Annotated in this window: 15 protein-coding genes, 3 tRNA genes and 1 pseudogene; 13 read left to right on the forward strand and 6 right to left on the reverse strand. The window is 70.8% G+C overall.

Annotated elements, in window-relative coordinates; genetic code table 11:
• Positions 1-834 precede the first annotated feature (834 nt).
• Positions 835-1,869: pseudogene (gene dnaA, locus CBOVI_RS10885) on the forward strand (chromosomal replication initiator protein DnaA); the annotation flags it as partial.
• 254 nt (positions 1,870-2,123) lie between these two features.
• On the opposite strand, the gene CBOVI_RS00010 reads toward dnaA, so the two are convergent.
• Complete coding sequence (locus tag CBOVI_RS00010) at positions 2,124-2,252, reverse strand: hypothetical protein (RefSeq protein ID WP_010271436.1); 129 nt, start codon at positions 2,250-2,252, stop codon at positions 2,124-2,126.
• A gap of 1,098 nt (positions 2,253-3,350) precedes the next feature.
• Here CBOVI_RS00010 and dnaN point away from each other — a divergent pair.
• From dnaN to CBOVI_RS00035, 5 genes are all read left to right on the forward strand, one after another.
• Positions 3,351-4,535 (forward strand): DNA polymerase III subunit beta, encoded by a 1,185-nt coding sequence (gene dnaN, locus CBOVI_RS00015; RefSeq protein WP_010271440.1) that lies wholly within the window; start codon positions 3,351-3,353, stop codon positions 4,533-4,535.
• Positions 4,536-4,542: 7 nt separating this feature from the next.
• On the forward strand, positions 4,543-5,886 hold the full coding sequence (recF, locus tag CBOVI_RS00020; RefSeq protein ID WP_010271442.1) for a DNA replication/repair protein RecF: 1,344 nt from the start codon (positions 4,543-4,545) through the stop codon (positions 5,884-5,886).
• Entirely contained in the window at positions 5,876-6,577 is a 702-nt protein-coding gene (locus CBOVI_RS00025; protein ID WP_010271445.1) for a DciA family protein, read from the forward strand. The genes recF and CBOVI_RS00025 overlap by 11 nt, the downstream gene beginning before the upstream one ends.
• A 159-nt stretch (positions 6,578-6,736) precedes the next feature.
• The gene (gyrB, locus tag CBOVI_RS00030) at positions 6,737-8,779 is read left to right on the forward strand and encodes a DNA topoisomerase (ATP-hydrolyzing) subunit B (RefSeq protein ID WP_029157957.1); all 2,043 of its coding nucleotides are present in this window, start codon (positions 6,737-6,739) and stop codon (positions 8,777-8,779) included.
• A complete protein-coding gene (locus tag CBOVI_RS00035) occupies positions 8,779-9,714 on the forward strand; it encodes an alpha/beta fold hydrolase (protein ID WP_010271501.1) in 936 nt (311 codons plus the stop codon). Before gyrB ends, CBOVI_RS00035 begins: the two co-directional genes overlap by 1 nt.
• Positions 9,715-9,883: 169 nt before the next feature.
• Here CBOVI_RS00035 and CBOVI_RS00040 read toward each other — a convergent pair whose 3' ends face one another.
• Together CBOVI_RS00040 and CBOVI_RS00045 are read right to left on the reverse strand one after the other, a co-directional pair.
• Entirely contained in the window at positions 9,884-10,132 is a 249-nt protein-coding gene (locus CBOVI_RS00040; RefSeq protein WP_010271499.1) for a hypothetical protein, read from the reverse strand.
• Positions 10,133-10,152: 20 nt separating this feature from the next.
• Positions 10,153-10,362: a CopG family transcriptional regulator gene (locus tag CBOVI_RS00045; protein WP_010271497.1), complete on the reverse strand. Its 210-nt coding sequence runs from the start codon at positions 10,360-10,362 to the stop codon at positions 10,153-10,155.
• A 489-nt stretch (positions 10,363-10,851) separates the two neighbouring features.
• On the opposite strand from CBOVI_RS00045, the gene gyrA reads away from it, so the two are divergent.
• The 7 genes from gyrA to CBOVI_RS00080 all read left to right on the forward strand — a co-directional run bounded on the left by gyrA (position 10,852) and on the right by CBOVI_RS00080 (position 17,988).
• A complete protein-coding gene (gyrA, locus tag CBOVI_RS00050) occupies positions 10,852-13,377 on the forward strand; it encodes a DNA gyrase subunit A (protein ID WP_010271495.1) in 2,526 nt (841 codons plus the stop codon).
• Positions 13,377-14,099, forward strand: coding sequence for a DUF3566 domain-containing protein (locus CBOVI_RS00055; RefSeq protein ID WP_010271493.1), 723 nt, complete (start codon positions 13,377-13,379; stop codon positions 14,097-14,099). The genes gyrA and CBOVI_RS00055 overlap by 1 nt, the downstream gene beginning before the upstream one ends.
• 190 nt (positions 14,100-14,289) lie before the next feature.
• A tRNA-Ile gene (locus CBOVI_RS00060) sits at positions 14,290-14,366 on the forward strand.
• Between the two features lie 9 nt (positions 14,367-14,375).
• Positions 14,376-14,451 (forward strand) — tRNA-Ala (locus CBOVI_RS00065).
• 448 nt (positions 14,452-14,899) lie between these two features.
• Positions 14,900-14,972, forward strand: a tRNA-Ala gene (locus CBOVI_RS00070).
• Positions 14,973-15,252: 280 nt separating this feature from the next.
• Positions 15,253-16,422, forward strand: a complete 1,170-nt coding sequence (locus CBOVI_RS00075; protein WP_010271488.1) for a YbfB/YjiJ family MFS transporter — start codon at positions 15,253-15,255, stop codon at positions 16,420-16,422.
• A gap of 45 nt (positions 16,423-16,467) precedes the next feature.
• Complete coding sequence (locus CBOVI_RS00080; protein ID WP_125186335.1) at positions 16,468-17,988, forward strand: MFS transporter; 1,521 nt, start codon at positions 16,468-16,470, stop codon at positions 17,986-17,988.
• A 177-nt stretch (positions 17,989-18,165) separates the two neighbouring features.
• Here CBOVI_RS00080 and CBOVI_RS00085 read toward each other — a convergent pair whose 3' ends face one another.
• From CBOVI_RS00085 to CBOVI_RS00095, 3 genes are all read right to left on the reverse strand, one after another.
• The gene (locus tag CBOVI_RS00085) at positions 18,166-18,564 is read right to left on the reverse strand and encodes a GtrA family protein (protein ID WP_010271482.1); all 399 of its coding nucleotides are present in this window, start codon (positions 18,562-18,564) and stop codon (positions 18,166-18,168) included.
• 158 nt (positions 18,565-18,722) lie between these two features.
• Entirely contained in the window at positions 18,723-19,847 is a 1,125-nt protein-coding gene (locus CBOVI_RS00090) for an NAD(P)-binding domain-containing protein (protein ID WP_010271480.1), read from the reverse strand.
• 215 nt (positions 19,848-20,062) lie between these two features.
• Positions 20,063-21,979: a hypothetical protein gene (locus CBOVI_RS00095; RefSeq protein ID WP_043362299.1), complete on the reverse strand. Its 1,917-nt coding sequence runs from the start codon at positions 21,977-21,979 to the stop codon at positions 20,063-20,065.
• Positions 21,980-21,990: the final 11 nt, after the last annotated feature.

The raw sequence follows: 21,990 nt of genomic DNA on the forward strand, positions 1-21,990 counted from the left end.
ATGACCGCCCCCGACGCCGACTTCCCCGCTGTCTGGGCCCAGCTCATCTCGCGGTGGCTCGACGCCGACCCCGGCGACCCCGAGTACCCGGCGCTCGCCCCGCGCGCCCGCAGCGTCCTGCGCCAGATCACGCCTGTCGTCCTCGTCAACGGCATCGCGGTGCTCACGACCCCGAACCAGATGGCGAAGAGCACCGTCGAGTCGCGGCTGGCCACGGACATCAAGACCGTGCTCGGACGGGTCGTCGGCACCCCGGTGACCCTGTCGCTCAGCGTGCACCAGGAGCCGGTCGCCCCGGGGGCCGACGCCGAGGTCCCCGCCGGTCACCCGGGGGATCCGGGTCCGGCCGCCCAGGGTCCCGCGCCGTCCGACCCCACCCGCCGGTCACCCGCCCACGGGTCCGCGTCCGACCCGGCGCACGCCGCCGGACCCGCGCCCGCACCGGAGGTGGACACCCACCTCGACCAGCACCGTCCGGACCAGCACCGTCCGGCCCCGGGGTACCCGGACACGCACCCCGACCAGCAGCGGCCCACCACCTCCGGGTACCCGGAGGCCCGTCCCGACCAGCAGCGCCCGGCGTCGCCGGGGTACGCCGACACCCGCGCCGACCAGCCCGGTCCCGCCGCCTACGGGGACGCCCCCGCCCCGCGCACGTCCGCGACCCCGCCCCCGGCGGCGGACCCGCGCCCGCGCCAGGACCGGAACCCGGCGCCCGCGCCGTCGCCGGCCCCCCGGGAATGGCAGCGGCTCACGGCCCCGCGGTACGGGAACGTCGAGGACAGGGGGAGGGCGGCGTCGAACCGGGGGATCCCGAGGCGGACCGACCCGGCGGAGACCCTCCTCAACCCGAAGTACACCTTCGAGACGTTCGTCACGGGGTCGTCGAACCAGTTCGCGAACGCCGCGTGCCGGGCCGTGGCAGAGCAACCCGCCCGCGCGTACAACCCCCTGTTCATCTGGGGTGAGTCGGGGCTGGGCAAGACGCACCTGCTGCACGCGATCGGCCATTACGCGCAGGAGCTCTACCAGGGACTGCGCGTGCGGTACGTGTCCAGCGAGGAACTGACTAACGACTACATCAATTCCATCCGCGACGAGAACCGCGAGGCGTTCAAACGCCGGTACCGGAATCTCGACATGCTCATCGTCGACGACATCCAGTTCCTCCAGGGCAAGGAATCGACCCAGGAGGAGTTCTTCCACACGTTCAACGCGCTGTACCAGTCGAACAAGCAGATCGTGCTGTCGTCCGACCGGCCGCCGTGGCAGTTGACGACCCTCGAGGACCGGCTGCGCACCCGGTTCGAGGGCGGGCTCATCACCGACGTGCAGACGCCGGAACTGGAGACCCGCATGGCGATCCTGTCGAAGAAAGCGCAGATGGAGGGCAATGAACTGCCCGACGACGTCCTCGAGCTCATCGCGAGCCGGTACGAGAACTCCATCCGCGAACTCGAGGGTGCGCTCGTCCGCGTCCTCGCGAAGGGCTCGTTGGAGGGGGTGCCGATCACGCGGGAGATCGCGGCTCTGGCACTGAAGGACCACATGCCCGAGGATTCCGACGTCGAGATCACCGCGCAGATGATCATCGAGGTCGTCACCGGGTACTTCGACCTCACCGTCGACGAGCTCGTCGGGAAAGGCAAGACCCGGAAGTTCACGAACGCCCGCCAGATCGCCATGTACCTGTGCCGCGAACTGACCGACCTGTCGCTGCCGAAGATCGGCGCCGCATTCGGCGGACGGGACCACACGACGGCCATGCACGCCGAACGGAAGATCCGCGGGACGATCAAGGAGAACCGCAAGACCTTCGACCAGGTCCAGGAACTCACGCAGCGGATCAAGGCCCGCGCCCGCCAGTAGCGCGGGAGGGGGAGCGGCCGGCGGGGGTCGGCGGGGGCCGGTGGGGGCGGGACGGCGTACGGGGCGGGGCGCCGCGGACCGGCGGACGGGAACCGGGCGGGACCCCACGAACGGGCGGAGCTCCGATCCCGTCGGGGCGGGGCACGGGTGACTGCCCGGCGCACAGGGGCGGGGCGACGTACGGGGGCCGCCGACACCACGGGTCGGGGCGGGGCACGCCGGGGGAGAGGAGTCACACCGCCGGGGAGGGACGCTCACCGGTTCCTGTCATGAGGGGTCGCACGGGTCACGACGTCCCCCTCCGCCGCCCGCGCCTCCACCGACACCCGGCCGTCGTCCCAGGTCAACGCCCCGTCACGGGGGCCGGGAACCATGTTCTCCACAATTCCACAGGGTTATCCACAGGCGTGTAATTACAGCGGTGGAATTCGTGTGATTCGTACTCGCCCCGCCCGGACGATGCGCCCCGCCGTCGCACTGTCCGGCCCGCCGGTGCGCCGGGGCAGGCAGGGGATCCCGGGCGCACCGGATCACACCCGCCACGCACCCCCGCGCGGCACCGGTTATCCACACCCTCACGCGGGGCCGCCCACCCCGACGCGCGACTCCGGGAGACGCCACGACGGGTCCCCCGGAGGGGCACCGAGTGTTCCGCCCGGGCGGTCCGCCCGTCCGCCCCGGGGACTGTTTCAGCAGCTCACAGGCGTGTAATTACACCGCAAAACACCAGGACGCCGCATGGGGACAACCCCGGGGTCCGCTGTGACCCTGACGGTGGACCGAATGTGGACAGATCACGGACAGCCGAAACCATCCACAGCCGGACGTGGTTGTCCACAGGAGTGTCCACCCGAATCACACATGCCGCGCGAACCGCTGACCGGCCCGCACCCGGTGTCATCCACAGGATCCACAGGACCTACTGCTACTGCCGTTCTTCTCTCAAGTACTCAAACAACAGAAATAGGGGCTGTGGGTGGACCGGTTCGCCGGACCCGGCGGCCGGGCCGCGGACGCGGACCGACGGGCCGGGGATCCGGAGCGGATTTCTGTCGTTCGTCACCGGACCGGTCCGTGGACCACCGGACCCCGACGCCGACCCCCGGTGCCGTCGCCCGGTCACGGACCACGAGGGGGCCGTCGTCCCGGAATCCCACACCCCTCGCCGTACCGCTTCCCACCGTCCGTGGCGTGGGCTAGGGTGTAATTCCACGAACCTCGAGACGCACCGGAGGCGTGTCGCAGCGGTCGAACGACCGGCCGCCGGTGTAAGCGACAGGACCCGGTCCGCCGGGACGACCGGGCGTCGAGGATCCGGTGACAGTGCAGGTCAACAGCTGTTTCCGGCTCCTCCCGCCCGAGGTCCCGGCCCGGTGCCCTCCCGGGCGTCACGGCGGATCCCCGTCCTCCGTGCCGCGGACGGCACCGCTCCCGGGGGAATGACAGACGACGGACGATCGACGAAGGACAACTGCGTGAGCATGGAACAGCAGGTCGTGAGCTTCACGGTGGCGAAGGACGACTTCGCCTCGGCCCTGGCGTGGGTCGCCCGGAGCCTCCCGTCGAAACCCACCCAGCCGATCCTCCGCGGCGTGCTCATCGACGCCGACGACAACGGACTGCAGCTCTCCGGGTTCGACCGCGAGGTCTCGACCCGGGTGCGGATCTCCGCCGAGGTCTCGGAGCCGGGACGGATCCTCGTGGCGGGCAAGCTCGCCTCGGACATCATCGGCTCCCTTCCCGCGAAGCCGATCAACATCGACTACGACGGCACGAAGGTCCTTGTGACCTGCGGAAGCTCCCGGTTCGAGCTCCCGGCGATGACGATCGACGACTACCCCGTGCTCCCGGACCTGCCCGAGGTCACCGGCACGATCGACCCGTCGCTGTTCAGCGAGGCCATCAGCCAGGTCGCGGTCGCGGCCGGCCGGGACGACACTCTGCCGATGCTCACGGGCATCCGCATGGAGATCGACGGCGAACATGTCGTTCTCGCCGCGACGGACCGTTTCCGGCTCGCGGTGCGGACCTTCGACTGGACCCCGGCGCAGGCCGACGCGACCGCCGAGCTGCTCATCCCCGCGCGCACCCTCGCCGACACCGCCCGGACGCTGGACAACAACACCGGTGAGCCGGTCGAGATCGCGGTCGGGACCGGGGAATCCATCGGCCGCGACGGCATGCTCGGCATCTCCACCGAGACCCGCCACACCACGACTCGGCTGCTCGACGCGGACTTCCCGAAGTTCCGTCCGCTCCTGCCGAAGGAGCACACCGCGGTGGCGAGCGTCGAGATCTCCCCCCTCCAGGACGCGATCCGGCGCGTGTCCCTCGTCGCCGAGCGGAACTCCCAGATCCGGATGCAGTTCGAGGAGGGGTCGGTGACGCTGTCCGCCGGCGGGAGCGACGTCGGCTCCGCCGAGGAGAAGCTGCCCTGCACCTTCTCCGGGGAGCCGCTGCTCATCGCGTTCAACCCCGGCTACCTCAAGGAGGGGCTGGCGGCCGTCCACACGGAGAAGGTCGTCTTCGGCTTCACGCAGCCGTCCCGGCCGGCGATCATGGTCCCCGAGCCGGAGTCCCTGCCGGAGCAGTCCGCCGAGGGGACCTTCCCGACGCCGGAGACGGACTTCACGTACCTGCTCATGCCAGTGCGACTGCCGGGCTGATGCCCGGATGTTCGTTCGCTCGCTGCGGTTGAGCGACTTCCGGTCCTGGAGATCGCTCGACCTCGACCTCACACCGGGGGTCACCGTGTTCTCCGGACCCAACGGTCACGGCAAGACCAACATCGTCGAGGCACTCGGCTACCTCGCGCACCTCAGCTCCCACCGGGTGAACCAGGACTCCGCGCTGGTCAGGGACGGTCAACGCCAGGCCGTGCTCTCCGCCACAGCGGTGAACCACGGTCGGGAGCTCACCGCGCACCTCGTCGTCAAGGCCCACGGGACGAACTCCGCGGCGGTGAACCGCACGGCCTGCCGCAGCCCCCGGGACCTGCTCGGCATCGTCCGGACCACCCTGTTCGCACCCGAGGACCTCGCGCTCGTCCGCGGTGAACCGGAGCAGCGGCGGGCGTTCCTCGACGAGATCACCGTCGCCCGCTACCCGCGGCTCGGCGGGGTCCGGGCGGACTACGACCGCGCGCTCCGGCAACGCAACGCGCTGCTCCGCCGGTCGTCGATGGCGCTGCGCAGCGGGTACATGACCGAGGACGGGGAGGCCGCGCTGGCCACGCTCGACGTGTGGGACGCGCAACTCGCACGCCTCGGCGGGCAGATCATGTCCGCGCGCATGCAGGTCGTGCACGACATCAGCCCCCACGTCGCCGCGACGTACCAGCGCATCGCCCCCGAGTCCCGGCCGGCGCACCTGGCTTACACGTCCACGGTCGACGACGCGCTCGCCGACCTGGGGATCATGCTCGGATCGTCCGCACCCGACCGGGAACCGGCGCTGGTCACCCCGGAGATCGCGGAGGCGACGCTCCTCGGGCGGTTCGCGGAGCGCCGGGACCGGGAGATCGAACGGGGGACGACGCTCACCGGGCCGCACCGGGACGACGTCGTGCTCATGCTCGGCGACCGGCCGGCGAAGGGTTTCGCCAGTCACGGCGAGTCGTGGTCCTACGCCCTGACGCTGCGGCTGGCCGCGTTCCAGCTGCACCGGGCCGACGGGACGGAGCCCGTCGTCATTCTCGACGACGTCTTCGCCGAACTGGACCGGGCACGGCGGCGCCACCTGGTGGAACTCGCCGCGGAGGCGGAGCAGGTGCTCATCACCGCCGCCGTCGACGAGGACATCCCCGATGAGCTGCGGGCGATCGCGACGTTCCACCCGGTGCGCGCGCGGGTCACCGCGGACGGGCGGATCTCCGAGATCGACCCGGAGGAGGGCCCCGCGGAGGGACTTGCCGAGGGTCCGGCGGAGCGGCCGGGCGGAACTGACGGAACCGACGGCGAACGCGGTGCCGACGGGACAACGGGTACAGCGGGGAAGGAGGCCGACGATGACGCATGACGGTGATGATGCGGGCACCCCGCGTGGGGACGCGGACCGGCCGACACCGCCGGCGACCGGGGATGTCCCGGCGGCGGAGTCGGATCCGATCGCGCAGGCCATGGCCCAGATCCGGCGGCTCCGCGCCCGCGAGGCCGGTGCCCGTGGCGCCGACGGGAACGGCAATGGCGGACCGGGCGGTGTCCCGGGGATGACCGGTGGCGCGGCCGGGGCGACCGACCGCGATGGTTTCACGTGGAACACCGGCGGGCCGACCGGGGGTGCCCGCCGCCGGGGTCGGCGACCCGCGCGGATGAAGACCCGGTTCGACGGGCGCCTGGACCGGAGTTACCGCGACCCCGGATCCTTCAGTGACCTCGTTCAACGGGAGATCCGGAGGCGTGGGTGGGGCAAGCGCGTCGCCGCCGGGACCCTGCAGAACCACTGGGAGGAGATCGTCGGACCCACCATCGCCAGTCACACGACGATCGTCATGTACAAGGAGGAGGAGAAGCAGCTCCACATCGAGTGCGACTCCACCGCGTGGGCCACGAATCTGCGGTACATGCAGCGCACCGTGCTGCAGACGATCGCGCAGCGGATCGGGCCGGACATCGTGGCGCAGCTGAAGATCTACGGTCCGCGACCGCCGAGCTGGCGGCACGGGAAGTTCCACGTGTCCGGGCGGGGGCCGCGGGACACGTACGGGTGACGGCCCGCCGCGGCGTGCCGCGGGCCGACCGCGGGCGTCGACGGGTGCGGCCGCCGGCGCGCCCGGGGGCGGTGACCGCGCCAAACATGCCCTGTCCGGCCGTCAAGCAGGTATGATGGTGGGGTTACGAGAGCGAATCGCAAAGGAGCGGAACTCGACGTGAGTGCTGCTGAAGCAGTCAAGAACGATTACGGTGCGTCATCCATCACGATCCTCGAAGGACTTGAGGCGGTCCGCAAGCGGCCCGGCATGTACATCGGCTCGACCGGTGTACGTGGTCTCCACCACCTGATCTGGGAGGTCGTGGACAACTCCGTCGACGAGGCGATGGCAGGGTACGCGACGACCGTCGACGTCACCCTGCTGAAGGACGGGGGAGTGGAGGTTGTCGACGACGGCCGTGGCATTCCCGTCGAGATGCACGCCTCCGGTGTACCCACGGTGCAGGTCGTCATGACCCAGCTCCACGCGGGCGGCAAGTTCGACTCCGACTCCTACGCGGTGTCCGGCGGCCTCCACGGCGTCGGCATCTCCGTGGTCAACGCCCTGTCGACGAAGGTCGAGACGTACATCCGTCGCGACGGCAAGCTCTGGTACCAGGAGTTCAACAACTCCGTGCCCGAGGAGCTCCAGGAGCTGAAGAACGCGCGGGGCACCGGCACGAAGCAGCGCTTCTGGCCCGACCCGGAGATCTTCGAGACCACCGAGTTCGACTTCGACACGGTCGCCAAGCGCCTCCAGGAGATGGCCTTCCTCAACAAGGGCCTGACCATCACCCTCACCGACGAGCGGGTGCTCGAGGTCGAGGAGGAGGACCTGGAGAACGCGGCGGAGGACGCCGACGCCCCGAAGACCGCGGCGGACGAGGCGGCCGAGGAGCAGGAGAAGGCGAAGCGCACCGCCCCGCGGAAGCGCACCCGGACGTTCCACTACCCCGAGGGGCTCAAGGACTACGTCGCGCACATCAACCGGACGAAGACGCCGATCCACCCGTCGGTCATCACGTTCGACGCCGCCGGCGAGGACCACGAGGTCGAGGCCGCGATGCAGTGGAACTCCGGTTACACGCAGTCCGTCCACACCTTCGCGAACACCATCAACACCATCGAGGGCGGCACGCACGAGGAAGGCTTCCGCGCGGCGCTGACCTCCCTCATGAACCGGTACGCCAAGGAGCACAAGCTGCTCAAGGAGAAGGACGCGAACCTCACCGGCGACGACTGCCGTGAGGGTCTCGCCGCGATCATCTCCGTGCGTGTCGGCGACCCGCAGTTCGAGGGGCAGACGAAGACGAAGCTCGGCAACACCGAGATCAAGGGCTTCGTCCAGCGGATGGTCAACGAGCACGTCTCCGACTGGCTCGACGCGAACCCCGCCGAGGCGAAGGCCATCGTCTCCAAGGCCGTGTCCTCCGCCCAGGCCCGCGTCGCCGCCCGCAAGGCCCGCGACCTCGTCCGGCGCAAGTCCGCGACCGACCTCGGCGGCCTGCCGGGCAAGCTCGCCGACTGCCGTTCCAAGGACCCGGGGAAGAGCGAGCTCTACATCGTGGAGGGTGACTCCGCCGGTGGCTCCGCGAAGTCCGGCCGGGACTCCATGTACCAGGCGATCCTCCCGCTGCGCGGCAAGATCCTCAACGTGGAGAAGGCCCGCCTGGACAAGGTCCTGAAGAACGCGGAGGTCCAGGCCATCATCACCGCGCTCGGCACCGGCATCCACGACGAGTTCGACATCTCCAAGCTCCGGTACAACAAGATCGTGCTCATGGCCGACGCCGACGTCGACGGTCAGCACATCGCCACCCTCCTGCTCACCCTGCTGTTCCGCTTCATGCGCCCGCTCGTCGAGGAGGGCCACGTCTTCCTCGCCCAGCCGCCGCTGTACAAGCTCAAGTGGGGCAAGGGCGAGCCCGGGTTCGCGTTCTCGGACGCGGAGCGGGACGCGCAGCTCAAGGAGGGCCTGGCGGAGGGCCGGAAGATCAACAAGGACGACGGCATCCAGCGGTACAAGGGCCTCGGCGAGATGAACGCCAAGGAGCTGTGGGAGACGACGATGGACCCGTCGACCCGCATCCTCCGTCGCGTGACCCTCGACGACGCCGCCGCGGCCGACGAGATGTTCAGCATCCTCATGGGTGACGACGTCGTCGCACGCCGCAGCTTCATCACCCGCAACGCGCGCGACGTGCGCTTCCTGGACGTGTGATGACGGACCGCGAGGACACGACCGGGCCGGTCATGACCGTCACCCGCGTGACCCTGCCGGATGCGTCCGTCACCCCGGTGCAGTGCTTCGCGCCGGAGGACGACGCCACCCGAACCTCCCGGCCGCTGGTCATGATCTGGCCGGGGCTGGGCGTCGGCGGGCGGTACTACCGCCCCATCGCCCGCTACCTCGCGGAGCGGGGGATGCCCGTCGCCATCGGTGAGCTGCGGGGCCAGGGGGCCAGCACGGCCGTCGCCTCGCGACGCCACCGGTGGGGCTACCACCACCTGGCCTCCGAGGACTACCCGATGGAGATTTGGGCGGCGAAGGCTGAACTCGGTCTGCCCGCCGACCACCCGACGGTCCTGCTCACGCACTCGATGGGCGGCCAGGTCGGCGGCATCTTCCTCTCCCGCCCGGAAGCCCGCGAGCTCAACGTGCGGGGCATGATGGGCGTCGGTTCCGGCACCCCGTGGTACCGCACCTTCAGCGGCTCGGCGCGGATCAAGTTCCTCCTCGGCTCCCAGTTCATGGGCGCGTACTCGCAGATCACCGGCCGGTGGACGGACGGCCCGCTCGACGTCATCGGCTACGGACGCCAGTCCGGGATGCACCTCGCCGAGTGGGCGAAACTCGCCCGCACGAATTCCCTCGAGGGACTGCACGACGCGGACCGGAACTACGTCCTCGCCATGCGCGCGACTACGGTCCCAGTCCTGCTCACGCGGTTCCGGAACGACGAGGACTGCACGTGGGCGTCCGCCGAGAAGTACGGCCGCCTGCTGCCGAAGACCTTCGCGCGGGTCGAGGAGCTCGACGGCGACCTCGGCCACAACCGCTGGGCGCGGGACCCGCAGATCGTCGGCGACCGGCTCATCCGCTTCTGCGCCCAGATCGACGAGGGCGCCGCGGCCCGGGAGCGGAACGGCCGCTGACCTCGCCGGTGCATCCGGCTGACGGCATGAGCGCCTTCGGCTGATGTCGGGGCGTATGGGGGAGGGTTTCACGTGAAACGCCGGCAGCGCGCGGGGCGCGGTTTCACGTGAAACATTGTCGGGACCCCGGGGAGAGCTCGGGGTCCTGGGCCGGGCTACGGCCGCGCCGTCAGTCGCGGTCGAGGAGGGCGACGACGACCTCAGCGAACAACGCATTGTGCGTCACGAGCGGCTGCATCCGCCGGACCGTCTCGACGACATCCGCGCGGCGCTGCTCGACCGTCCCGTGGACCGGGATGCCGTCGACGGTGCAGTGCGTCACCGCGGCGACGGCCGACAGCGCGGAGAGCGAACGAATGCGCGTGTGCACGGCGTCGCACACCTCGTCGGCGATGACGAGAAGATCGGTGGTGTCCATGAGTCGTCGATCCCCGCAGGTCAGCGCTCGCGCCGGACCCTGTTGTCCGCCGCGCGGTAGCCGGCGACCTCCGCGCGGGCGAGGGTGCGCAGCTCAGCGCTGCGGACGGTCCGCGCCGCGCGGTCGACGATCGCCCGGACCGCGGCCTCCTGCTTCGAGACACCCTGGGCCTCGGCGAGCAGGGTGAGGGCGGCGTCCTGGTCGGGGGTCAGGCGGAGGGTCATGGCCATGGGGAGGGTCCTTTCCGGTGTCCCGGGTCGGCGGGGGGGTGCGCTGGGTCGTTGGGGAGGGTGTGCGCTGGGTCGTTGGGGAGGGTGTGCGCTGGGTCGTTGGGGAGGGTGTGCGCTGGGTCGTTGGGGCGGGTGTGCGCCGGCTCGGCGGGGCGGATGCCCGGGAGCCGCCGGACCCGTGGAGACGTGGAGGCGCGGGGACGCCCCCGGAGTGGTACCAGAGTGATACCACACCCGGGTGGGGGAACGCCGGAACGGGCCCCTGACAGCTAGAATGGACGGGTCTGACAGTCCGCGCGTCAGGACCGGCCCCCGTGGGCGGACCTGCGGGCACAGCGTCGTGACCTCCGGTCATCGACCGGCCCGGGACCGGCGCCGGGCGCACCCCGACGGCGGCGACGACCCGCCACCGGGGCCGCCCGCCGGCCCCGGCCACCGGCGGCCACGCGGACCGTCCCAGGGACACCCGATCAGAAAGGTTCGCACCACGTGAGCGACGACACCACCGGCGGCGGCGAGACGCTGTACGACCGGATCACACCGATCGACCTCCGCGAGGAGATGCAGTCCAGCTACATCGACTACGCGATGAGCGTCATCGTCGGTCGTGCACTGCCCGAGGTCCGGGACGGCATGAAGCCCGTCCACCGGCGCATCCTCTACGCGATGTTCGACTCCGGGCACCGGCCGGACCGCAGTTACGTGAAGTCCGCCCGCCCGGTCGCGGAGACGATGGGCCACTACCACCCGCACGGTGACAGCGCGATCTACGACACCCTCGTCCGCATGGCGCAGCCGTGGTCGATGCGCTACCCGCTCGTCGACGGCCAGGGGAACTTCGGCTCCCGCGGCAACGACGGCCCCGCGGCGATGCGGTACACGGAGTGCCGGCTCACCCCCCTCGCGATGGAGATGGTCCGGGACATCCGGGAGAACACCGTCGACTTCAGCCCGAACTACGACGGCAAGACCACCGAGCCGGACGTCCTCCCGTCCCGCGTGCCGAACCTGCTCATGAACGGCTCCGGCGGCATCGCCGTCGGTATGGCGACGAACATCCCGCCGCACAACCTCACCGAGCTCGCCGAGGCGATCTACTGGATCCTCGACAACTACGAGGCCGACGAGCAGACGACGCTCGACGCCTGCATGGAACGCGTCAAGGGCCCGGACTTCCCGACGCACGGGCTCATCGTCGGTGACAAGGGCATCAAGGAGGCCTACACCACCGGCCGCGGCTCCATCCGCATGCGCGGCGTGACCTCCATCGAGGAGGACCACAACCGGCAGACGATCGTCATCACCGAGCTCCCGTACCAGGTCAACCCGGACAACCTCGTGAGCTCCATCGCGGAGCAGGTCCGGGACGGGAAGATCGCGGGCATCTCGAAGATCGACGACGAGAGCTCCGACCGCGTGGGGATGCGCATCGTCGTCACCCTCAAGCGCGACGCCGTGCCCCGCGTCGTCCTCAACAACCTCTACAAGCACTCGCAGCTCCAGACGAGCTTCGGTGCGAACATGCTCTCCATCGTCGACGGCGTGCCCCGCACCCTGCGCCTCGACCAGATGCTGCGGCTGTACACGGCCCACCAGATCGACGTCATCATCCGGCGCACCCAGTACCGGCTCGACGAGGCGGAGAAGCGGGCCCACATCCTCCGCGGCCTGGTCAAGGCCCTCGACGCGCTCGACGAGGTCATCGCGCTCATCCGCCGGTCCCAGACCGTCGACATCGCCCGCGAGGGCCTCATGGACCTCCTCGACATCGACGAGATCCAGTCCGACGCCATCCTCGCCATGCAGCTGCGCCGCCTCGCGGCCCTCGAGCGGCAGAAGATCATCGACGAACTCGCCGAGATCGAGCGCACCATCGCGGACCTCAAGGAGATCCTCGCCTCCCCGGAGCGCCAGCGCGCGATCGTCCGCGACGAACTCACGGAGATCGTCGACAAGTACGGTGACGAGCGCCGCACGCAGATCGTCGCCGCCTCCGGCGACGTCTCCGAGGAGGACCTCATCGCCCGGGAGAACGTGGTCGTCACGATCACGTCCACCGGCTACGCGAAGCGCACGAAGGTCGACGCCTACCGCAGCCAGAAGCGAGGCGGGAAGGGTGTGCGCGGGGCGGAGCTCAAGCAGGACGACGTCGTCCGCAACTTCTTCGTCTGCTCGACGCACGACCTCATCATGTTCTTCACGAACTACGGCCGCGTGTACCGGCTCAAGGCCTACGAACTGCCGGAGGCCTCCCGCACGGCGCGCGGCCAGCACGTCGCGAACCTGCTGGAGTTCCAGCCCGGCGAGCAGATCGCGCAGGTCATCCAGATCAAGTCCTTCGAGGACGCCCCGTACCTCGTGCTCGCCACGGCGCACGGCCGGGTGAAGAAGTCCCGGCTCACGGACTACGACACGGCGCGCTCCGGCGGGCTCATCGCGATCAACCTCAACGACGGCGACCGGCTCATCGGCGCGCAGCTGTGCACCGGTGAGGACGACCTGCTCCTCGTCTCCGAGGAGGGCCAGGCGATGCGCTTCACCGCCGACGACGAGACGCTCCGGCCGATGGGCCGCGCGACCGCCGGCGTCAAGGGCATGCGCTTCCGCGGCGAGGACCAGCTGCTCGCGCTGACGGTCGTGAGCGACGACAGCTGCCTGCTCGTCGCCACCTCCGGCGGCTACGGCAAGCGCACGCCGATGGAGGAGTACCCGTCGAAGGGCCGCGGCGGCCTCGGCGTGGTGACGTTCAAGTACGACCCGAAGCGCGGCAAGCTCATCGGTGCCGTCGCCGTCGGTGAGGACGACGAGATCTTCGCCATCACCAGCGCCGGCGGGGTCATCCGCACCGAGGTCAAGCAGGTGCGGAAGTCCTCCCGGGCGACGATGGGCGTGCGGCTCGTCGACCTGGCGAAGAACGTGCAGCTCCTGGCCATCGACCGCAACGTCGAGGGCGAAGGTGAGGAAGAGGCCCAGCAGACCGCCGACGGACTGCTCGACCCGAAGGACGGTGACTAATGAGCACCCGGCCCGACGTGGGCCAGGGTGGTCACGGTGGTCACGGTGGTCAGGGTGGTCACGGCGGCGCGGCTGACGGCGGCGCCGGCGGTGTCGCCGGGACCGGCGGTACGGCTGACGGTGGCGCCGGCGACGTGACCACCGCCGCCACCTCCGGCACGGTCGTGACACGCATGCGTGAGATCCGGCGGGTCTCGCCGTGGAGCGCCCTGCGGATGGGTTTCGCCTTGTCGGTGTGCCTGTTCGCGGTGTGGTTCATCGCCGCGGTGCTCGTGTTCATCCTCATGTCTGTCACGGGTGTGTGGGACAGGTTCAACGGCATCCTCGGGGACGTCACCGGCTTCGGCGACATCGGGGTGGCGGCTGTCCTCGGCGCCGTCATCGCGGTCGGGGTGTTCGAGGTCATCGTGTTCACCGTCCTCGCGCCCGTCGTGGCCGTCATCTACAACGCCTGTGCCGAGATCGTCGGCGGGCTGCGGGTCGAGGTCGCCACGGGTGTCGACGACGCCCTCAGCGGCGACGCCGTCCCCGCCGCCGCCGACCGGGACGCGGCCGGTGACGTGGCGGAGACCGGTGCGGACGACGCTGCGAATGGTGTCGCGAACGGTGCCGCCGACAACGCTGCCCAGACCGGCGCGGACACGGATGCCGACGACGCCGCGTGGGGCCGTCCGACCGGCGGCGACGACGCGAGCGGAGCCGGCACCGACACCGCACGGTGACGGTCGGCGCCCGCCCGCGGCGTCGGCCCCGCGGTGGCGGGGTGGTGGGTCGCGGGAGGGTGGCGTCGTCCCCCTCACCGGTGACTCCCGCCGGCCCTCCGGGAGGGCTCTGCCGGAACCCTCGAATTGCCCCCTGACCAGCTGGTTTGTGGAAATTCCGGGGGGTCGGTAGAGTTCATCCGTGTTCGACGGGCCTATAGCTCAGGCGGTTAGAGCGCTTCGCTGATAACGAAGAGGTCGGAGGTTCAAGTCCTCCTAGGCCCACCAACGGACTTTGGGGCTATAGCTCAATTGGTAGAGCACCTGCTTTGCAAGCAGGAGGTCAGGGGTTCGATTCCCCTTAGCTCCACCAGAGTTCCAACGTCCACAGACCGCCCCCCGGGATCCCGGGGGGCGGTTTTGTTGTCGCGGTGGGGGCATGGGGCGGTGATGTGCGCGGGGATGCCGGCGGTGGCGGGGAGACGGGATGCGTGTGGGTGCCGTGTGCGTGTGTCGGCGCGCGTGGAGGTTCGTGACTGGCAGCTGGAGGTCACAATCGTCGCCGGGATGGTGGTGACTGGCAGTTGCAGGTCAAAAATCGGGGTGAAATTGACCTGGGACTGCCAGTTGTCGACATCCGACAGGCGTGTGCCGGGGTTCGGTGTGGGCGTCAGCCGGGTGGGCGGACACTGTTCAGTGGGGCGTGTGCGTGGGCGCGGAGTCTGCGCGGGGTCCCGGCGGCGTCTGTGCGGGGCAGTCCCGGCAGCTGACCAGCGATTTTTTTGGGGCGGGGAGGGGTGTGTATCATGTAGACGGAACAAGGGGCTATAGCTCAGTTGGTAGAGCGTTGCGTTCGCAATGCAAAGGTCAGGGGTTCGATTCCCCTTAGCTCCACAACAGGTCAAGGGCACCTTCCCGGTCACGGGGAGGTGCCCTTCGGCGTATCGGGACCGCGCCGGGGCGCGGGGCGGGAAGCGTGGGGGCGTTGGGGCCGCCGGGCCTGCAGCGCGGGTCACATGGGGGTGGCCGAGCGGTGGCGGGCTGCCCCACCGGAGGCGATAATGTGGGGCAAGCCACATTAATTATTCCTAGATCGCCCGGGAGGAGCGGGCGGAGGAGGAGACACAGATCCGGGCCACGACGCACACCCCGGACGACAACGAAGGGAACCCGCATGACTGACACCACGACGAACAGACACGCAGGCGCGCTGACGGGCCAGGTCACCTCCGGCTTCGCCGTCGCGATGGGCATCGGCCGATTCGTCTACACCCCGATCCTGCCGCTCATGGCCACCGCGCTGGCCCTCCAACCGTCGTCGACCTCCTGGATCGCCGCGGCGAACTACGTCGGCTACCTGCTCGGCGCACTCCTGCTCTCCCGCCGCCCGGCGTGGGTCACGACCGGGCTGCTGCGGGTGTCACTCGTGCTGGTCGTCGTGACCCTGGCGGCCATGCCCTGGTCCGAGGGCGTCGTGTGGTTCTGCGTGGTCCGCCTGATCTCGGGACTCGCGTCGGCCTTCGTGTTCGTCTGCCTGTCGCACGCCGCGATCGACATCGGCCGCAGGGGCGGCAACCCGGGCCTGGCCTACGGCGGCGTCGGCGCCGGCATCTGCCTGTCCGGCCTGCTCGTCCTCATCCTCGGCAACGTCGGCTGGGAGGGCACGTGGTACGCCTCCGCCGTCCTGGCCGCCGTCCTCACCGTCCCCGCCTGGGCACTCCGTCTGGACAGTCACGACGCCACCTCTCCGTCCGACGACGCCTCCGCCGACGAGGATCAGCCGCAGGATCCGCAGGCCGAGCGCGTGCGGACCCGCAGCCGCCGGGCCCTGCTCGTGACGTACTTCCTCGAGGGCGCCGGCTACATCATCATCGGCACGTACCTGGTGGCGATCGTCAAGGAGGCGACCGGCAGCAGCAGCATCGCCACCTGCGTCTGGGTGGTCGCCGGCCTCGCCGCCGTCGTCTCCCCGGCGCTGTGGCGGCGGGTCCGTCTCGCCACCACCGCGCGCACGACCTTCACCGCCGCCTACGTGATCCAGTTCGTCTCGGCACTGCTGCCGCTGCTCACCGGCAACGCGGTCGCGGCGTTCATCTCCGCGGCGCTGTTCGGCGCGACGTTCATGGGGATCACCCAGCTCTCCATCGGCGAGGCCAACGCGCTGCGGATGCCCAGCGCACCCGCGCGCATGACCACCGTCTACGGCATCGGGCAGATCCTCGGCCCGGTCATCGTCGCCCCGTTCATCTCCGGCGGGTACGGCAACGCGTTCCTCCTCGCCTCCGTGCTCCTCGCCGCGTGTGCGCTCGGGTCTCTGGTGCTGCCGGCCCGCCGCGTCGCCTGACCGCCGCCCCGCCGGCCCCCGCACGCGGGGGTACGGTGTGGAATCATGACGACTTCCGGCGCTGACGACCATCACAGCGTCCGCGTGAGGACGGGCGGAAGCCGGCCGAGCACACGGTTCTGGCTGGTCACGTCCTTCCTCACCCTCGGCGGACTGCTCTTCGGCTACGACACAGGTGTGATCAACGGCGCCCTGCCGTCGCTCACGGGGGACCTCGGGATCTCGGGGGCGTTCGAGGGGGTCGTCACGTCGGCCCTGCAGCTCGGCGCGATTGCGGGGGCGGTGTTCGGCGGGCCGATCGGGGACCGCCTCGGCCGGCGGAGGGTCGTCGTCGGCGTGGCGGTGCTGTTCACCCTCGGCGCGCTGGGGTCCGTGCTCTCCCCGACGTGGTGGGTCCTCGCACTGTTCCGCATCGTGCTGGGCCTCGCGGTGGGCGGTGCGTCCGTCACCGTCCCCGTCTACCTCGCGGAACTCGCCCCGCCGCACCTGCGCGGGCGCATCGTCTCGCAGAACGAGTTCATGGTCGTCTTCGGCCAGTTCCTCGCCTTCTCCATCAACGCGGTCATCGCCGGCGCGCACGGCGGTGAATCGCCCGGCACGTGGCGGTGGATGCTCGCCGTGTGCCTCATCCCGGCGGTGGCCCTGTGGGCGGCCATGTCCGTCGTCCCGGAGTCCCCGCGGTGGCTCGCCCGGCAGGGGAGGGTCGACGAGATGCTCCACGTGCTCGCCGACCTGCGGGAACGCCCCGCGGGGGCGGGGGCGGAGAGCAACGCAGCCCTGCGGGAACGTCCCGCGGGGGCAGGGGCGGAGAGCAGCGTCGACACCTCTGACCCCCTCGACCACCCCGACTCGGAGGAGGTCGCCCACGTCCGGGAGATGGCGGAGCAGGACGCGCGCGCGGCGAGCGGGCGGCTGAGCGACATCATCACGCAGCCGTGGATCCGCCGGATCCTGTGGGTCGGCGTGGGGATGGCGATCATCAACCAGATCTCGGGCATCAACGTCGTGCAGTACTACGGCGTCTCGATCCTCACGGACGCAGGTTTCACGGGAAACACCGCGTTCGTCGTGAACCTGCTCATCGGGCTGGCGGGCGTCATCGGCGTGCTGCTGGCGATGGTGCTCACCCGGCGGGTGCGGCGGCGTCGGCTGCTCACCACGGGCCTGTGCGGCACGATCGTGTCACTGAGCGTCATCGCGCTCGTCTCGGCGTTCATGCCGGACGCGGAGCCGGCGAAGCGGTGGATCGTGCTCGGCGCGATCGTCGTGTTCGTCGGGATCATGCAGTGCTGCATCGGCACGATGACGTGGCTCTACATGTCCGAGATCTTCCCGCTCCAGGTCCGCGGGGCCGCGATGGGCGTGGCGACGGGCGCGCAGTGGACGATGAACTTCCTCGTCGCGCTGCTGTTCCCGCCGCTCGTCGACGGCATCGGGTTCTCCCTCACCCTCACGATCTTCATCGTCGCGCAGGTCATCGCCGTCGTGTGGGTCCAGCTGAAGGTCCCGGAGACGAAGGACAAGCCGCTCGAACAGATCGAGGCGGAGTTCCGCGCCGGGGGGTAGGGGGTCGCCGTTCCGCTCCGGGGGGGGTAGGGGGTCGACGCCGGCCCCGCGAGGAACCAGGGGTCCCCACCCGGACCCGGCCCCGCGAGGAACCAGGGGTCCCCACCCGGACCCGGCCCCGCGAGGAGCCAGGGGTCCGTACCCGGACCCGGCCCCGCGATCAGACCCCCGGGGCGGTCACGCGTCCCGGGTCCTGAAGACCCAGACGTTCTGCATGACAAAATTCAGTGACGTGGCCGCGGCCTGCGAGACAAACCACGACCAGAAAAGATCAGCCGCGCTCTCCGTCAACGCTCTCCGCATGGCGTCATAGACAGCAACAGCGGTCAGAAAGCACACAAGATAGGACGCGGCGGCCTTGAACTTTTCTTCTCGTGACCTCACCCCGTTGAAAGTGAAATAGCTGTTCAAGTAGTATGCGACAGCACTTCCGCAGATGTAGCTGCCGGCCCGTGCCGGGATTCCCGGAAGACCGACATGCAGGAGCAGGCTCCTGACGGAGAAATCTACTGCTGCGCCGACCATGCCCACCAGGACAAAGGAAGAGACCTTCCGGAGCAGCTCTTTTCCGATCACAGCCAGGGAGGGTACCACCACTTATGTCAATTCGGTGAAGGGGGTGGGTTCCCGCAGGCTGCGTCCGGAGTTCCCGGAGCGGGAGGCGGTGTGGTGGAACGGAGACATAAAGTCCACATCCGGGGTACATGCGACCCGGGGGTAAGGGGACGACGCCGTCAGGGCCGGTCCGACGCCCACCGCGCGAGAATGTCCGCCGCCGCCGGACGGGCCGTGCGGGTCGCCCCGGTGACCGTCGCGCTCGCCGGCCCGGTCCAGTCGCCGTAGCCCACGAAGTACAACCCCTCCGCCTCCGCCGAGCGCGTCGGCTCCGCGGCGGTCGTCCGCGGGTGCGGGTCGAGGGTGAACCCGTCCGGCAGCCGCGCCTCCGGGGAGCGCAGGTGCCCGAGTTCCGGGTGGAAACCGGTGCACAGGAGCAGCACGTCCGCGTCGTCGAGGAGCCGCCCGGAGTCCAGCGGGACCGCGCGCAGCCCCGCCGACCGCGCCGCCGCGACCGGGGGAGTGACGACGATGTCCCCCGTGATGTCCCCGGCCGTCCGGGGACGCGCCGCGTCGTCGGGGGACTGACGCCGGACGGCGGCGAGGGCCCGGCGGGCACCGGCGTCGAAGAGGACGCGGCCGTCGACGTCGTCCGGCATGAACGCCGGCGGCCGGTGCGCCGCCCAGGTCACGCGGACGTGGGCGTCGAGAAAGAGCTCCGCGGCGATCTGCGCGCCCGAGTTCCCGCCCCCGACGACGACCACGTGCTGCCCGGCGAACTGTGCCGGGGACCGGTAGTGCACCGTGTGGGTCACCGCGCCCCGGAAGTCCTCCTGACCGGGGATGACAGGGGCCGACGGCCACGCGGGGCGGGTCCACGTCCCCGTCGCACTCACGACAACACGAGCGTGCCAGTCGCCGCGGGGGGTCCGCGCGGTCCACGTGCCGTCCGCCTCCGCGCGCAGGGCCGTCACCGGGGTGGACCGGCGGACGGGCAGGTCGTAGCGCTGCTCGTAGGTGGTGAGGTAGGTGACGACGTCGCGCCCCCGCGGGTTCCCCGGTCCGTGGTGGGCGGGCATCCGCATGCCCGGCAGCACGGTCGTGTCAGCGGGGGAGAACAGTTCGAGGCTGTCCCAGTAGTGCCGCCACGCGCCGCCGGGGCGGGACTGGGCGTCGAGCAGCACGAACGACGGGGCGGCTGGGCCGTCGCGGCGGGCCGCCCGCCGGAGGTAGTAGGCGACGGCCAGGCCCGCCTGACCTGCCCCGATGATGAGGATGTCTGTGCTGCGCCCGGTGTCGTCCATCGCCGTCCACTGTAGCCGCGGGCGACGGCCGCGGAGACGACGCGCTCGCCGAGGGCGAGGGCGCGGGGGGCCCGGCGGGCGGCCCGGTGACGGCGGCGGAGACGACGAACCGCCGGCCCCGGGGTGGGGTCGGCGGTCATGGCGTGCCGGTCAACGGCCGGTCGGCCGGGAGCCGGCGGTGCCGGTCAGAACCGGTCAGCGCTGGTCAGTGCCGGTCAGAGGCGGTGGCGGCCGCCCTCGTCGTTCGGGGTGTCCGTGGAGCCCTCGGCCTTCTGGTCCTTCTGGTCCGTGCCGGCCTGGTCGGCCTTCTGGTCCTTCTCCTGGTCCTTCGTGCCCTGGTCACCCTTCGGGGCGGACGGGGCACCCGGGGCGGACGGCGCGCCGGGCGCACCCGGGGCCGGGGCGGACGGGGCCGACGGAGCCGACGGGGCGGCACCGGCCTCGGAGGACTTCTCCGCCGAGGTCTTCGGCGCGGCGTCCTTCGCCTCCTGGTTGAGCTTCGCCTCCGGCTTGTTCGAGCCCGGCGCCGCGGCGCCACCGGCGGCGGACGTCTGCCCGGGGGCACCGGCCGTCGACGACGTCGACGACGCGCCGGACGCCGACCCGGACGTGCCCGCCCCGGAGGTCGCCGAGGTGGTGGACGTCGTGGAGGTGGAGGACGGCGTCGTCGACCGCGACCCGGAGGTCACACCCGACCCGGTGTGGTCCTCGACCCGCGGGGCACCGGACGCGACCTGCTGCTTCTTCTCGCGCAGGGCGTAGAACAGCCCGCCGCCGACGGCGAGGAGCAGCGCGAGGAGGAGCAGCCCGCGCCGGCCACCGGAGCGCTTCTTCTTCCGGTCGGCCTTCTTCAGCGCCTTGACCTGCGCCTTCGACGGGACCTTCGACTGGGCCCGGTCGACGGCCTGCTGGGCCTTCCGGCCGGCCCGGCCACCCTTCTTCTCGAGCTTCTTCTCCGCCTTCGCGCGGGCCTTCCGGGCGCGCTTGCTGAGGTCGCGGGTGCGGTCCTCGAGCTCCGAGCGGGCCTCGCCGGTGCGGGACCGGAACTCGTCGGTGGCGGACTCCACGGCCGAACGGATCTCGTCACGGAGCTCCGCGCGCCGCGCCCGTGCCTCCTTGAGGCCCTTGCGCCCCTTCTTCTTCGCCTTCTTCGCCGCCTTCTCCGCGTCCTTGCGGGCGGAGGCCGTGGCCTTGCCGGACCGCTTCTCCGCCTTCTTCGCGGCCTTCCGGCCCTTCTTCTGCGCCTTCTTCCCGGCCTTCGCGGCGTCGTCGCGCAGGTCCTCCGCGCGGGACACGACCGTGCCGGCGGCGTCCTGGGCGCGGTCGCCGACGGTCGACGCGACGGACCCGACGGTGTCGCGCACCGAGCTCAGCGCGTCCTGGGCGGAGGAGCGCAGCTCCCCGGCCCGGTCCGCGGCGGCGTCACCGGCCTTCCGGCCGGCCTTCCGCGCGTCCTTCCCGGCGTCCTTCGCCCCGTCCTTCGCCGACGCGGCGGCCCCGGCGACGCCGGCGACACCCGCCCCACCGGCGAGCGTGGACTCCAGCGCGCGGCGGATGTCCGAGGCGTTGCCGCTGGCCTTCTTCGTCACCTTGTGGAGACGCTTGACGGCCTTCTGCTCCGCCTTCTCCGCCTTCGAGCCGGCCTTCGCGGCCTTCCGGCGGGCCTTGTCCGCCTTCCTCGACAGCTTCACCGACTTCTTGTCCTTCTCCGGCGCCCCGGGGACGTCCCCGGTCTCCGTGGTCCTCGTGTCTGTCTTCACCTTCGTGCCTCCGTTCTCGCGGGTCCCGGCACCGGCGATACCGGCCGCCTCATCGCCCCGGCCGCTGGTGCGTCCGTCGTTCCCCTGATCGCCGTCGACGGCCTGGCGGACACCGGTGGCGATCCGGTTCGCCTTCGCCTTGTCCAGGGCCTTCGCGGCGCCGTCCTCCTGCATCATGCGCTCGGCGACGGCCCGGATGTGGGCGGGGGACCGGCGGATGATCTCGTCCCGGTCCTCGTCACTCGCGAGGTGGCGACGGAGGGCGTCCAGCGAGTCGAAGTCGCGGTCACGGACGCGCTGGCGGCGGTCACTGTTCCACGACCTGAACTGTTTCGCCGCCGTGAAGGCGAGCTTGAGGGTGGTGGGGTTCATGGGCCGGGCTC

The sequence above is a fragment of the Corynebacterium bovis DSM 20582 = CIP 54.80 genome, assembly GCF_030408615.1.
Lineage (GTDB): Bacteria > Actinomycetota > Actinomycetes > Mycobacteriales > Mycobacteriaceae > Corynebacterium > Corynebacterium bovis.